This window comes from Halomonas sp. AOP7-E1-9 (genome assembly GCF_052376035.1).
Taxonomy (GTDB): Bacteria; Pseudomonadota; Gammaproteobacteria; order Pseudomonadales; family Halomonadaceae; genus Vreelandella; species Vreelandella citrativorans.
Genome location: NZ_JBQSVC010000021.1, coordinates 1 through 12,848, shown reverse-complemented (window position 1 = coordinate 12,848; position 12,848 = coordinate 1). Strand labels below are relative to the sequence as shown.

At 48.4% G+C, this 12,848-nt stretch carries 13 protein-coding genes and 1 tRNA gene; 8 read left to right on the top strand and 6 right to left on the bottom strand.

Annotated features, from left to right (window positions below; genetic code table 11):
- Positions 1-14: 14 nt before the first annotated feature.
- The 3 genes from rpsA to ACT3R4_RS12155 all read left to right on the top strand — a co-directional run bounded on the left by rpsA (position 15) and on the right by ACT3R4_RS12155 (position 3,751).
- Positions 15-1,691, top strand: a complete 1,677-nt coding sequence (gene rpsA, locus ACT3R4_RS12165; protein WP_172116551.1) for a 30S ribosomal protein S1 — start codon at positions 15-17, stop codon at positions 1,689-1,691.
- Between the two features lie 293 nt (positions 1,692-1,984).
- Positions 1,985-2,362: a histone-like nucleoid-structuring protein, MvaT/MvaU family gene (locus ACT3R4_RS12160; protein WP_441679173.1), complete on the top strand. Its 378-nt coding sequence runs from the start codon at positions 1,985-1,987 to the stop codon at positions 2,360-2,362.
- 1,047 nt (positions 2,363-3,409) lie between these two features.
- The gene (locus tag ACT3R4_RS12155) at positions 3,410-3,751 is read left to right on the top strand and encodes a hypothetical protein (RefSeq protein ID WP_441679172.1); all 342 of its coding nucleotides are present in this window, start codon (positions 3,410-3,412) and stop codon (positions 3,749-3,751) included.
- Between the two features lie 8 nt (positions 3,752-3,759).
- Here ACT3R4_RS12155 and ACT3R4_RS12150 read toward each other — a convergent pair whose 3' ends face one another.
- The 6 genes from ACT3R4_RS12150 to pilB all read right to left on the bottom strand — a co-directional run bounded on the left by ACT3R4_RS12150 (position 3,760) and on the right by pilB (position 9,455).
- Positions 3,760-4,635, bottom strand: a complete 876-nt coding sequence (locus tag ACT3R4_RS12150; RefSeq protein ID WP_441679171.1) for a DNA replication terminus site-binding protein — start codon at positions 4,633-4,635, stop codon at positions 3,760-3,762.
- Positions 4,636-4,668: 33 nt separating this feature from the next.
- Positions 4,669-4,902, bottom strand: a complete 234-nt coding sequence (yacG, locus tag ACT3R4_RS12145; RefSeq protein WP_172116555.1) for a DNA gyrase inhibitor YacG — start codon at positions 4,900-4,902, stop codon at positions 4,669-4,671.
- Positions 4,903-4,933: 31 nt separating this feature from the next.
- Entirely contained in the window at positions 4,934-5,524 is a 591-nt protein-coding gene (gene coaE / locus ACT3R4_RS12140; RefSeq protein ID WP_441679170.1) for a dephospho-CoA kinase, read from the bottom strand.
- Between the two features lie 131 nt (positions 5,525-5,655).
- A complete protein-coding gene (locus ACT3R4_RS12135; protein ID WP_441679169.1) occupies positions 5,656-6,507 on the bottom strand; it encodes a prepilin peptidase in 852 nt (283 codons plus the stop codon).
- A gap of 17 nt (positions 6,508-6,524) precedes the next feature.
- Positions 6,525-7,757 carry a type II secretion system F family protein gene (locus ACT3R4_RS12130; protein WP_441679168.1) on the bottom strand — a complete coding sequence of 411 codons (1,233 nt, stop codon included), beginning with the start codon at positions 7,755-7,757 and terminating at the stop codon, positions 6,525-6,527.
- A 3-nt stretch (positions 7,758-7,760) separates the two neighbouring features.
- Positions 7,761-9,455, bottom strand: coding sequence for a type IV-A pilus assembly ATPase PilB (pilB, locus tag ACT3R4_RS12125; protein ID WP_441679167.1), 1,695 nt, complete (start codon positions 9,453-9,455; stop codon positions 7,761-7,763).
- Positions 9,456-9,683: 228 nt separating this feature from the next.
- On the opposite strand from pilB, the gene ACT3R4_RS12120 reads away from it, so the two are divergent.
- The 5 genes from ACT3R4_RS12120 (at position 9,684) to ACT3R4_RS12100 (ending at position 12,443) form a co-directional block, all read left to right on the top strand.
- Complete coding sequence (locus ACT3R4_RS12120) at positions 9,684-10,085, top strand: pilin (protein WP_441679166.1); 402 nt, start codon at positions 9,684-9,686, stop codon at positions 10,083-10,085.
- 124 nt (positions 10,086-10,209) lie between these two features.
- Complete coding sequence (locus tag ACT3R4_RS12115; RefSeq protein ID WP_441679165.1) at positions 10,210-10,662, top strand: anti-virulence regulator CigR family protein; 453 nt, start codon at positions 10,210-10,212, stop codon at positions 10,660-10,662.
- 93 nt (positions 10,663-10,755) lie between these two features.
- The gene (locus ACT3R4_RS12110; RefSeq protein ID WP_172116560.1) at positions 10,756-11,565 is read left to right on the top strand and encodes an inositol monophosphatase family protein; all 810 of its coding nucleotides are present in this window, start codon (positions 10,756-10,758) and stop codon (positions 11,563-11,565) included.
- Positions 11,566-11,660: 95 nt separating this feature from the next.
- Positions 11,661-11,737, top strand: a tRNA-Pro gene (locus ACT3R4_RS12105).
- 379 nt (positions 11,738-12,116) lie between these two features.
- A complete protein-coding gene (locus ACT3R4_RS12100) occupies positions 12,117-12,443 on the top strand; it encodes a hypothetical protein (protein WP_441679164.1) in 327 nt (108 codons plus the stop codon).
- Positions 12,444-12,848: the final 405 nt, after the last annotated feature.

Here is a 12,848-nt window from a genome sequence, read left to right as displayed (position 1 = left end):
CACGTAGGAAAACCATGAGCGAAAGCTTTGCTGAACTGTTTGAACAGTCCCTTAACGACATTAACATGGAGCCAGGCGCTATCGTCGCGGCTCAAGTTGTCGACATCGATGGCGACTGGGTTACCGTCAATGCTGGTCTGAAATCTGAAGGCCAGATCCCGGCGGCACAATTCCGCGATGAAAATGGCGAGTTAAACATCGCTATCGGTGACGACGTTCACGTTGCACTAGAAGCCGTAGAAGATGGCTTCGGTGAAACGCGTCTGTCCCGTGAAAAAGCCAAGCGCGCAGAAGCTTGGAAGATTCTGGAAGCCGCCTTCGAGAAAGACGAAATCATCAAAGGCGTGATCAACGGTAAAGTCAAAGGCGGCTTCACTGTCGATGTCGACTCTATCCGTGCCTTCCTGCCGGGTTCTTTGGTCGACGTACGTCCGGTTCGCGATACTGCGCATTTGGAAAATAAAGAGCTGGACTTTAAAGTCATCAAGCTTGATCCGAAGCGTAATAACGTTGTTGTTTCTCGTCGTGCTGTACTTGAAGCTGAAAACAGTGCCGAGCGCGAAGCGCTGCTGGCAACGCTGCAAGAAGGCCAGCAGATCAAAGGTATCGTTAAGAACCTGACAGACTACGGCGCGTTCGTAGATCTGGGTGGTGTTGACGGCCTGCTGCACATTACCGATATGGCGTGGAAGCGTATTAAGCACCCGTCTGAAATCGTTGCTGTTGGCGATGAAATCAACGTTAAAGTGCTTAAGTTTGACCGTGAGCGCAACCGCGTTTCACTGGGTCTGAAGCAATTGGGCGAAGATCCGTGGGTCAACATTAAGCAGCGTTACCCGGAAGGCACCAAAGTACACGCTGTGGTCACTAACCTGACCGATTACGGCTGCTTTGCTGAGCTGGAGGAGGGCGTTGAAGGCCTGGTTCACGTTTCTGAAATGGACTGGACCAACAAAAATATCCATCCGTCTAAAGTTGTCCAAGTGGGCGACGATGTTGACGTCATGGTGCTGGATATCGACGAAGAGCGTCGTCGTATTTCTCTGGGTATCAAGCAGTGTACTGCTAACCCGTGGGAAACGTTCAACGCTGAATACAACAAGGGCGACCGTGTTTCAGGTACCATTAAGTCAATCACTGACTTCGGTATCTTCATCGGCCTTGAAGGTGGTATCGATGGTCTGGTTCACCTGTCCGACATTTCCTGGACAGAAACTGGCGAAGAAGCGGTTCGTAACTTCAAGAAAGGTGATGAAGCCGAAGCCGTTATTCTGTCTATCGATCCTGAGCGTGAGCGCATCTCTTTAGGTATCAAGCAAATGGATTCCGATCCTGTTGCTGAATACCTGTCTGTTAACGATAAGGGCAGCATGGTGACTGGCCGTATTGTTGAAGTAGACGCAAAAGAAGCACACGTTGAGCTGGCAACCGATGTTATTGCCATCCTCAAAGCCTCTGAAATCAGTGCTGACCGCGTTGAAGACGCGCGCAATGTGCTGAATGAAGGCGACAGTGTTGAAGCGCGTATCATCAATGTCGATCGCAAGAGCCGTCAGATTAATCTGTCGATCAAAGCGAAAGAGCAGGACGATACTCGTCAGAACCTGAAGAAACTGCGTGACCAGGAACCCGAAGCTGGTGGCCCGACCACCATCGGTGATCTGATCAAGCAGCAGATGGGCCAAGACTAAGCTATTTAGTCGCTGGTTCTAAGAAGCGTCGCCCTATGGGCGGCGCTTTTTTGCTTATTAACAAGCTGTTTTCTAAGCCAGTTAGTTGTATTAAATTAGATTTACCAACCTGCTTAAAAACTTTTAAATCTACGCTATTCGCTTAAAAAACCTCTTAGTAATTGAATGAAAGTACACTAGACTATTGTCAATTAGTGCTTTTAAAGTAATAATGAGCGCGCATTCTGAACTAATGGATATGATGAGTGTCAATTCAATATCCAGAAGATAAATCTGAAGTATAAGGACTCCCCATGTCACTTCTAAACGAATATATCCAAAAAGAGCAGCAACTTAAGCAGTTGCAAGAAGACTTGCAGCGTCTTGAAGGAGACCAGCGTTTAAAAAGCGAGTTGGAATTCAAGGCTAAGCTTGAAGCGCTAATGAATGAATTTGGTAAGCGTCCTGCAGATGTTATCGCCCTGCTGGATCCGACAAACGATCAACGTGGCACCAAGGCTTCTGGCAGCAATAATGCTAGTCGCCGTAAGCGTCGCCTAAAAACGTATAAAAACCCCAATACGGGCGAAATTATCGAAACCCGTGGTGGTAACCATAAAGGTTTGCGTAGCTGGAAGGATGAATACGGTAACGAAACTGTTGAGTCCTGGCTGGAAAGCATGGAAGATTAATTAGCAACTACCGGCACTTCTCTTAAGAAATGCCGGTTTTGCTTTAACAAGAGGCAGATTTCCGGTGCGCGGCTCACAATAGGCCCGATAGCTATTCAATATTAAAAAAATATCTCCCGTTAGCTTAGCGCCGCAAAAGTTAGTGCTGCACTCTTTGCCAGCTTGAAATTATTTAGCGTGTTTGGTAATCGTGTCGCTGATATGGCCGTGTCGTTGCTGTGACATAGCTTGCAGGAAGGATAGCGTCGCCATAGGCATGCATGGCGCTTGCGAGCTAGGCTAGACGGTTGGCGTGCCTTCATGGGCTATTTGATGCAGCATACGGTGAGTACCATTGCTATTTCCGGGTATGCGCCCAATACTGGCTATCTGTTGAGCCCATCGCGTCGCCTTTCTGGCAATACGGTTTTGTATGAACATGCTAAGTAGCCTGTAGTCGTTCCTTGTCTAGCTCCGTGGCATATTCAACTGCTTCTATCGGCTCGGCAGTAGACCGGTCTCGCTGCTGTTTTATGCTGGTAAGAGCAAAGGGGTGGAGAGTATTCTGTTTGTACACTACGCTCTTTTATGGTTTATTAAAAACAGGCTTGGCCTGATTTGATATCGCTATTGAAAGGCGGGCGCTGTCCGGGAATATCGAGTTGCTGTCTGGCATACATGGGTTGCTTGTGCATATAGCTTGCCCCATCGTATCGTGTTGACTATTGTTTGATTTTTTTTGTGTACGGTTCTGTGGCTGCTCGTCTTGCCTTTAAAACGCTATTGGATAGCTGTGCCTTTAATAGCGTTTCCGGGGATGTGAGTTAGCCGGCATATAGGCTTTGTCGTTTACGCCCTATACGTTTTTAGTGAATGATACGTTGAACCTTTTCTCGTAAGGCTATTGGCATTGGCCGATAACCTGTTGTCACCGCTTGGTGGTAATTCCACTGCACCGAGATGCACGGCAGACTTCCAGGCTGGCTGTGCGGCATTGGGTATCTCTTGTGGAAATACCTGTTGTGGCGGTACTTCGACCATTTCAAGTAAGGTATGAATGAAACATCAATGAAATATCACAAAACTCCAAAACAGTCGGATGAACGTGACAAGCTGCGTAAGTTTCGTGAGTTGGATGATGCATTTGCGCAAGCTTTGCGCCAGTTGGAAGATCCTAAGAGTGACTTCGATATTCCAACCGGGCCACCGGTACGCTCATTGGCAGCGTTAGAAGAAGATGACGCAGTAAAACGCTCACAAGAACGAGAGCGCTTGTTTGGAGAGCGCTTGAAAGCGTTAATGGATGAGTACAACCAATCGGACCAGGAGCTGCACGAACTCATTTCAACGCTGTTGTTTTATGAGCTCTGGCCACAACATCAAGCGCCGCCTGAGCTCTCTGGTGGCTAGGCCTTTGATCAGGATCGGTAGCGATAAATACGCAAGCTGGGTAAAAACGCTTCGTGCTCAAGCTTTTCATCGCGCCTTCTTGCCCGTGTGCGTTCCGTAGGGGGGTGTAGCGGCGGCAAGTTGATATGGGGCAGGCGTTGGTCAGGAGCGGGCACAAACAGCGGCATGGCAATATTGAGCGCCCGCCGTGAGTGCCCGTCGAGTAAAGGCTCAGTAAAAAAAAGGTTCGCCCGCATCAAAGGCGCCTGCGCTTGTACTTGTGCCAACGCTTCGTCGCCAGGAAGGCTAGCCAGCTTGCGCAGTTGAATACGTATATGCGGCGCTTCGGTATCCAGTTGCATTAGCTTTTTCTCCGCTTCCTGCACGCTGAGACGCTTGATAGAGCGCCCGCTGCTGTACCAGGCAAGCCGTATACGCGAAACCGGAGCTTCAGCAATCGGTATTTGTCGCCAACACTGTTTCAGGTGGAGTTTGGCAAGCCCGGTACGGCGCAATACATTATCTACTTGAGGGTGGCGTTGTGGCAGGCGTTGCTTGATTTCTCCGAATGCTTTTGGAGAGAGCTCTTTTATCCTATGGATTAACTCGCTAATTGCTGTTTTAGCATGGTTAATAGTGCCAACTGCCTCAATAAGGGGAGTGCCAGCGGCAATCACTCCTATGTAATTACGCGTTTCACGACCGTCCTGGCCTTCCAGGTGCCACATATCCAGCAGTGCATTTCGCAGCCAGTTTAATTCGACGGACGGCTGATGCATGACCCACGCCGCCGGGCGTTGCCTTTCATAAAGCACCAGCGCCGCTTCAATAGCGCAAACCAGATTATCAAATCGTTTATCAAGCTCATGCAATAAGTGATAAGCGGTTACATCGGGCTCTTGCATGACCAATACTTACCTCACCGTGAAAACCATTCGTTAAGAAAGAGGCGCATCTTTATCCGCTTGGGCCAGGAGGGTATCCAGGTCGGCCTCATCCATGGCTGGCTCGCCTGCGATACGGTGGGACTCTTCAGCCCATGCGCCAAAATCAATTAATTGACAGCGCTTGCTGCAAAAAGGGCGGTAGGTGCTCTCTGGTGCCCAAGCCACTTTTTGGCCGCAGTGGGGGCAGTTAACTTCCATGGGAGTATCATTAGCAGGGTGAGTCATAACAATCCTGAAATATATAGATAAAATTGAATTAACGAGTGCGATAAATACTGTCCAGACGCTCAACCTGACGCATCATAAAGTCATAATCTCCGCTGTTATCTATCACATCGTCGGCGTTAGCCAAGCGCTCTTCACGAGACATTTGCGCTGCAAGAATGGCACGTACCTGTTTAGGGCTTACGCCATCACGAGCGAGTGTTCTGGAAAGTTGAACATCGGCGGGCACGTCAACCACAATTGTTCGAGCGACCAGCATGTTTTGTCCTGACTCAAAAAGTAACGGTGAAACGAGAAGTACATAGGGTGAATCGTGGGATAGAGAGGTTAAATGAGCAACTAACCGTTCTCTGATAACCGGATGAGTAAGCGACTCTAGCCATTCACGCTTGGGTGGATCTTCAAAGATAATTGAACGCAAAGCGGCTCTATCAAGCGTTCCATCTTGCTTGACAATATCTGAACCAAAATAATCAATAATAGCGCTTAAGGCAGGCTCACCTGGTGCCACAATTTCACGGGCAACGATATCTGCATCTACCCAGCTGGCCCCTAGCGATTCAAACGCGCGCGCTACGGTTGATTTACCCGAACCAATGCCTCCGGTTAAGCCAATAATCATAGCTACCCTTTATTGCGTTCTTTAAAACGCTATTTTACGTGTTTTTACGTAGAAAGTCGGCACCTATAGTGCATTGTGCCCATGTAGGCGCCGCTTTGGACATGAGATGCAATATACCGTCTTGGTTTGTATTAAACCCCAGGGAAAAAGGACAAATAAAGGGCGATAAGGTCATGTCCTGCCAGGAGGCATGCCCAGCCTGCTAACGCGAGAAAAGGCCCAAAAGGAAGCGGTGCGCCACGTAAGTGTGGAAAGCGTGTCTGTGCCACAACGCCTACAACAGCACCTATCCCGGCTGAGAGCAGTAAGAGCAGGGGCAGGAAGCTCCAACCCAACCAAGCGCCAAGAGCGGCAAGAAGCTTAAAATCACCATACCCCATGCCCTCTTTTCCAGTGGTTAGTTTAAATAGCCAGTAAAAACTCCAAAGGATCAGGTAACCCGCCATTGCACCAACGACGGCATTGGTTAATAAGTAGGGCTGAAATAAGAGCTGATAGACAAGGCCAGCCCACAGCAAGGGAAGGGTGAGAATATCCGGTAACAAGTAGGTGCGAAGATCGATCACGGCCAGTACGAGAAGGGTTACGCAGGCTGCATAAATAAACAGGCTGGAGAGGTTTATGCCCTGCAGAAGCGCAACTGTTAGGGCCAGTACACCGCTGCTTAATTCTACAAGGGGATACTGCAAGCTAATGCGGGTGTGGCAGTTTGCACAGCGGCCGCGTCGTTTAACCCAGCCGATTAAGGGAATATTATCGTGCCAGGCGATGGAACTCTCGCAGCGTGGGCATTGTGAGCGAGGTGTCGCAATATTAAAGCGAGGTGCTTGTTCCATAGGCAGCTCAAGAGCCGCACGAGCCTCAAGCCGCCAGTGACGCATTAGCATGACAGGAAGACGAGTGATAACAACGTTTGCAAAGCTACCCAAGCAGAGGCCCAGCAAACAAACCACCAGGCCGGTGCTCAGCGTAAGAGAACTCATAATGCTCCTCAGAATACCTAGATGACGGTACCCAGATTAAAAATAGGTAAATACATAGAAACGACGATTCCCCCCACCAAAATGCCCAGCACAATGATAATGAGGGGCTCCATTAAAGACGTCAGCGCATCCACCTGGTTATCGACGTCTTCTTCGTAGTAACTGGCTACACGGTGGAGCATGGTATCAAGGGCACCGGCTTCTTCACCAATGCTTACCATCTGGATCGCTAAAGAAGGGAAACGGTTGGTCATTCGCATTGAAAAATGCAGCTGCTGACCTGTTGCTACCTCCTTTTGTGTCTGGAGTGCCGCTTGTTCATATACCTTATTGCCCGTTGAGCCAGCCGCAGTTGCAAGCCCTTCTACCAGAGGAATGCCGGATGCATACGTCGTGGCCAAGGTACGGGAAAATCGTGCAACAGCTGCTTTATCAATGATGTTGCCGATAACTGGAATGCGTAGCAAAAGGCGATGAAGCAGGTAGACAAGCGCTGGAGAGCGGCGCGTCAGCCATCGCAGCAATAGAATCACTGTTGTGGCTGTTCCCAGTAAAGGTAGCCATAGTTGTTGGGCCAGCATCGATAAGTCGACGGTTAGCTGTGTCACCGCCGGTAGCTCAGCGTCAAAGCTTTGAAACATGCTTTCAAACTGAGGTACCACTTTAATAAGTAATAGCAGTGTAATCGCGATGCCGGTCAGCAAAACGGTCGTCGGATACCACAACGCCTTTTTGACACGCCCCTTTAGGGACTCTAGTTTTTCCTTATAAACCGCATTTTGCTCTAACATTTTGTCAAGTGTGCCGGACTGTTCGCCTGCATCAACCAGATTAATAAACAAACGATCAAAATATTGAGGGTGGTATCGTAAGGCGTCAGAAAAGCTTGTCCCTGATGCTACGTCATTGGTTAGCTGATGAACAAGCGCCACCATCGACGGTTTTTTCAGGCTTTCAGCCACTACCTGAAAAGCCTGTAATAGGGGGATGCCCGCTTGAATCATCGTTGCCATCTGGCGTGAAAAAATCATGATATCGCGAGGCTTTATACGTCCTTGGCTACTCAGGTCGCTTTTTTTAGCGACACGCCGCACGTCAATATTTTGTTTACGTAGCTCGGCGGTAACGGCGACCTTGCTGTGGCCGATAATTTCACCATGTAGTAAACGTGTTTGGCCCACCGTCCCTGTCCATTTCCAGCGATACAAGCGGGGTGACTTGGCTTTACGTTTAACGGCATATCGAGTCAAACGTTACTCCTTAATGACACGATTAATTTCCTCCAGGCTGGTAATGCCTTGGATAACGTAATAAAAGCCGCTTTGGCGAAGGCTGGCATGTCCTTCCTTTTTGATCTGCTCGTTAATTTCAAGTGCGGACGCGTTGTGCATAATGAGCTGCCGAATTGTTTCGGAAACGGGAACCACTTCATAGATACCCACCCGGCCTTTGTATCCATGTGTGCATTTTTTGCATCCTTCAGCACGGTAAAAGGTTGCTTGTTGAAGGGTATCTTCATTGGTAACTTCGCTGGATAGGGCATCCATGGGGATGTTTGTAGGCTGTTTGCAATGACTGCATAATTTTCGAGCTAAGCGTTGTGCAATAATCAGGCTCACCGAACTTGCAATGTTAAACGGCGATACTCCCATGTTGCATAAGCGAGTCAGGGTATCTGCCGCAGAATTGGTATGCACGGTTGAAAGTACAAGATGACCTGTTTGTGCTGCTTTTATTGAAATCTCTGCCGTTTCAAGATCGCGTATTTCACCTACCATCACTACGTCAGGATCCTGACGGAGAAAGGCGCGCAGTGCATTGGCAAAATCCAGTCCAATGTGGGGTAGCACGTTCACTTGATTAATACCTGCTACCTTGATTTCAACAGGATCTTCTGCCGTGCAGATATTCCGCTCTACTTGATTGAGTAGTGCGATGCCCGTATAGAGTGAGACCGTTTTACCACTGCCAGTAGGGCCTGTGACTAAAATCATTCCCTGGGGCTGTTTGAGTGCTTTTTCATAGAGCCCCCTCTGGGTATCTGAAAAGCCCAATTGGTCAATGCCAAGCTGAAGAGAGGTAGGATCAAGCAGACGTAATACGACCTTCTCGCCGTAAACGGTCGGCAATGAATTGATACGCAAATCTAACGTTTGATGGCGTTTTGCCGAGAATTTAATGGCTCCATCTTGTGGAAGGCGACGCTCCGAGATATCAAGGCGAGCCATGATCTTCAAGCGTGCTGCTATCTGATTTCGCATTGTCAGTGGTGGCTGAGCAACTTCAATAAGCACGCCGTCAATCCTGAATCGAATACGGTAGTGTTGCTCATAGGGCTCGAAGTGAATGTCTGAAGCACCCCGATCAATAGCGTCCAGCAGTACTTTATTAACGAATTCAACGACAGGCCCGTCTTCTATGCTTTGGGCCATGTCCTCAAGCTGAAAATCGTCATCTTCAGAGGCCAATTTATAATCAGGCAGATGCTTGATGGAACCTAAAGAGGCATATTTATGATGGGTGAGGTAGCTATTTAATACGGTCTCAAGCTGATCGAACGGGGCCAAAATTCCTTCAATGCTAACGACATCTAGAGAGAATGTTAGCTCATCAAGTTGAGACAGGACTGATGGGCAGAAAATGGCGACCGTGAGATGACGCCCCCGTTGAGCCAGAGGCAGGACTTTTAAGGATGTTAAAAGATGGACAGGAAAGCTGGTAGCTGTGGGCAGCGCTTCTAGCTGAAGAGTCTCTAAATCAATCACTGGAAAGCCATATTCCCAGGCAGCTGCAGAAGCGGCGGCGCTAGCGTCCACGAGTCTTTGTTCAGCTACATAGCGTAATAATGATACTCCCAAGGCGAGTGACGCTGTTTCTGCTTTTTCGGCCTGGTCGATGCTTAGCAGCTCGCTGTTAATTAAACGCTTGGCTAATCCTTCAAATTCCATCAATAATCTCGAAAAAGATGATCTCTTAAGCTTTTGATATTAGAGTATTAATTGTTGCTCATGAAAGATTGCTAACAAACAATAATTCGCCTGCTCTCATAAATTAAAACGCTATTTTTCGGCTAATAAATTGATTAATTATGATTAGTATTGTATCTGTGATACTGCTGTAAGACTAGTTAGTAATTTCAATAAAAATGTGCGTGATGTCGATAAACAGGGGGCAGCTTGGATAAGCATAGCGGCAAGATCAAAGGGGACGAAGATGGCTTCACATTGATAGAACTCATGATCGTCATTGCTATCGTAGGCGTTTTGATGGCAGTGGCAGTGCCCCAGTATGGGAATTACCTTGATAAAGCGTCTTTAACCGCCTGCGAGGGAGAGCTGGCTTCCTATCGGAGTATGGCATTGGTAAATTATTCGCTGTCCAAAACAGCTCAATCAGACTCAGCTATTTCTGATGATTTCAGCTTTCAAGCCTGTGATATTAGCACTGATAGCTATAAACAAGAGCTGTTTGAAGCGTTTACGAGTAATGACGTAAATAAGAATGTATCAGGAATTACTTCAACGCGCGGGGGCATTATTAATATCGAAGCGGGAAAAATCGTGGTGGTGGGCACTTAGTATCCGATAGGGAGTGGATGTTAAAAGACCCCGTATGATCTTTATATTTCCATACTCTGTGCGTATTTCCTCACTACACTACAAGCAACCGTGTTAGCCAATATGTTTAGTGAGAGGTTTTCAAATGAAGCGAACGAGTCTAGCCGTGTTGGTAAGCTGTCTGGGAGGATTGATAGGTGCCAGCAACACGTTTGCACAGCCGCCTGCCCACGCGCCAGCCCATGGGGTACGCGATAATGGGCAAGAGCAGCGGCATCAGCAAGCAAGCTCACGTTCGAAGCGTGAAAGCCACAATAAGCGATATGTGGATTTGCCACGCGTCAATGAACGCGAGCTACTGCGCCTGCTACGCCAGTATAATGCACCCGCTGCTGAATCACTGCCTCCCGGCATTCAACGACAAATTCAGCGTGGCAAACCGCTGCCACCCGGTATCGCAAAACGCTTTGACGGTCCATTGGCCGACCACTTGCCGCGCTATCCTGGCTATGAATGGGAGCGAGTAGGCGCTGATGTAGTGTTGATTGAGGCGGCCACGCGTGTAGTAGTAGATATTCTGGTGAATGCACTGCGTTAATTTTCTCGCTTTTATTGCATCATCGTGACTTAAAAAGTCATATTGTGTGACTATGCTCAACGTCCTCGCAATGCGTATAAGGAAAGAAGAGCAATGCATACATTGAAAGAGCGCCTGGATGTAGCCGTTTCTATCGCCCATGAGGCAGGAGAGCTCATTCGTCAGGCACGCGCAGACCAGTCATTTTCACAACGGCTCAAAGCGGGTGATGAGTTAGTTACGGATGTTGACGTGGCCGTCGATCAGTTAATAAGAGAACGATTAAACACTTACTTCCCTGATGAAGCGCTCCTCAGTGAAGAACTATCCCCCGCGCATGCGTTAAATGCCGATGTTTCTAAACTTTGGGTGGTAGACCCCATTGATGGCACCGTCAACTTTGCGCAAGGGTTACGGCATGTTGCGGTGTCCATTGGGTGGATGGAAGAGGGGGTAGCCAAGGTGGGTGTGGTCTATGCGCCTTTCCTGGATGAAACTTTCAGTGCGGCAGAAGGACAGGGCGCTTATTGCAATCAGCAACCTATCCAGGCCAGTAAGGTAACGAGGCTAGCTGAAACCCTGGTAGGTACAGGCTTTCCTTATCAAAAAGAGGCCCGCCAAAAACTACTAGCACGCTTGAATGAAGTACTGGCGCATTGTCGAGATGTACGACGCAATGGAGCAGCAGCGTTGGACTTATGTGATGTGGCCTGCGGACGCTTGGGTGCTTATTATGAAAGCGTTTCGCCTTGGGACTTTGTTGCTGGCTGGGTTATTGCCCGGGAAGCTGGGGCAAGCGTAGGGCACTTGGGTACCGTTCCAGAAGGCGTGCCTGAGGATCTGTATCCTAATGAACTGCTGGTGACTGCGCCCGGCGTGTATGACGCGATGCACCGCCTGTTGCTAGATGCAGACCATGCCTAATGCCAAATACTTGAAAAGAAAGCGCAAAAAGAACTTTTCATTTGGCGCATAAAGCGATAGTATACGCACCGTCTTGAGGGAAATGCACAAGACATCGGAGTGTGGCGCAGCTTGGTAGCGCGTTGCAATGGGGTTGCAAAGGTCGCAGGTTCGAATCCTGTCACTCCGACCAAAAAAGACATATAAAACGGTCACTTAGCTAATTGCTAAAGTGGCCGTTTTTGTTTTGTTAGATTTTAGGTAGCAAATAGGTGGCACGCGTCGGAAACAAGAAGGCGCAGCTGGCAACAACAGTTTGCCTTTTTCGCCCCCCGCAATCCTATCGGCAACCGCAGAAGCAAATCGCGTGAGACGAAGAGGGATCGGTTAAAATGATTTTGTAAAACCGCGCCGCATACCTTGATGGACTAGAAGTAATCACCCGAAATGCAGACAACGCAGCCAGCCAAAAAAGTACAGCTGTTCAATTGCGAAAATGGGTAAGTTACACCCAACAAGCTGAGAGTTCGATTGGGCAACATGACAAGGGTAAATTACTAGGAGCTCCCGTCATGACCAAAAAGAAAAGTGAAGACATCTTGGATAACGCATTTCGCCTTTACCATCAAGGCTACAGTCCGGAGCTGATTGAATTGCCTGAAAGCGCCGTCTTTCCCAGCTTGATTCCTGCGGCCCCTTCGACTGCACGTAAAAGTAGGGTGACTGGATTGCTGTTAGGAGAGCCCGCTCCACGGTTCGTGCGTCGTGGACGTAATGTCAGGTACCGACTCTCTGATGTTTTAGCTTGGCTTTCTGAAGTAGATCCGCAGCGCTCAACAGCAGAAGCTTTCATGGCGAAACAAAGCCTGGAAGCTTCGCTTAATCTCAGTAGTGAATAAGGGATTAATCGTTTCTTTATGATTTGACTTATCTAGTTTTACTTCATGTCGAAAATTCAAATTATTTTCGACATGAAGGCTTCAGGCAAGCTACTCATGAAAGTATGGTGAAAACCTTTTGATAGCTTCTGAGGCTTTCCACCCTGTCTTCTTCTCAGTACCTTTTCTAACAAGACCAGCCCTGTTTTTTCGTTGCCGCAATTTTTTCTGAGCTACTAGCTGGTGAGAGCGCCTGGAAGAGCGTGCCTATCGTTCAGCATGTCGCTTACGGCGTGGCTTCGTAGATGAAAAGTGGATTGGCCCTTTACTGGCCAAAAGTGAGCTTGGTGGATTGAGCGTATCACTGCTGGATTTAATGATTTTCTATCTTAAATCACGCAGATCCAGTGTATGAATAGCTTTCGA

Excerpts from the sequence above, each read along its gene's own strand:
- yacG (WP_172116555.1), bottom strand. The coding sequence starts at position 4,902 with ATGACTCACCCTGCTAATGATACTCCCATGGAAGTTAACTGCCCCCAC.
- ACT3R4_RS12115 (WP_441679165.1), top strand. The coding sequence starts at position 10,210 with ATGAAGCGAACGAGTCTAGCCGTGTTGGTAAGCTGTCTGGGAGGATTG.
- ACT3R4_RS12150 (WP_441679171.1), bottom strand. The coding sequence starts at position 4,635 with ATGCAAGAGCCCGATGTAACCGCTTATCACTTATTGCATGAGCTTGAT.
- rpsA (WP_172116551.1), top strand. The coding sequence starts at position 15 with ATGAGCGAAAGCTTTGCTGAACTGTTTGAACAGTCCCTTAACGACATT.
- pilB (WP_441679167.1), bottom strand. The coding sequence starts at position 9,455 with ATGGAATTTGAAGGATTAGCCAAGCGTTTAATTAACAGCGAGCTGCTA.
- coaE (WP_441679170.1), bottom strand. The coding sequence starts at position 5,524 with ATGATTATTGGCTTAACCGGAGGCATTGGTTCGGGTAAATCAACCGTA.
- ACT3R4_RS12155 (WP_441679172.1), top strand. The coding sequence starts at position 3,410 with ATGAAATATCACAAAACTCCAAAACAGTCGGATGAACGTGACAAGCTG.
- ACT3R4_RS12110 (WP_172116560.1), top strand. The coding sequence starts at position 10,756 with ATGCATACATTGAAAGAGCGCCTGGATGTAGCCGTTTCTATCGCCCAT.
- ACT3R4_RS12100 (WP_441679164.1), top strand. The coding sequence starts at position 12,117 with ATGACCAAAAAGAAAAGTGAAGACATCTTGGATAACGCATTTCGCCTT.
- ACT3R4_RS12135 (WP_441679169.1), bottom strand. The coding sequence starts at position 6,507 with ATGAGTTCTCTTACGCTGAGCACCGGCCTGGTGGTTTGTTTGCTGGGC.
- ACT3R4_RS12160 (WP_441679173.1), top strand. The coding sequence starts at position 1,985 with ATGTCACTTCTAAACGAATATATCCAAAAAGAGCAGCAACTTAAGCAG.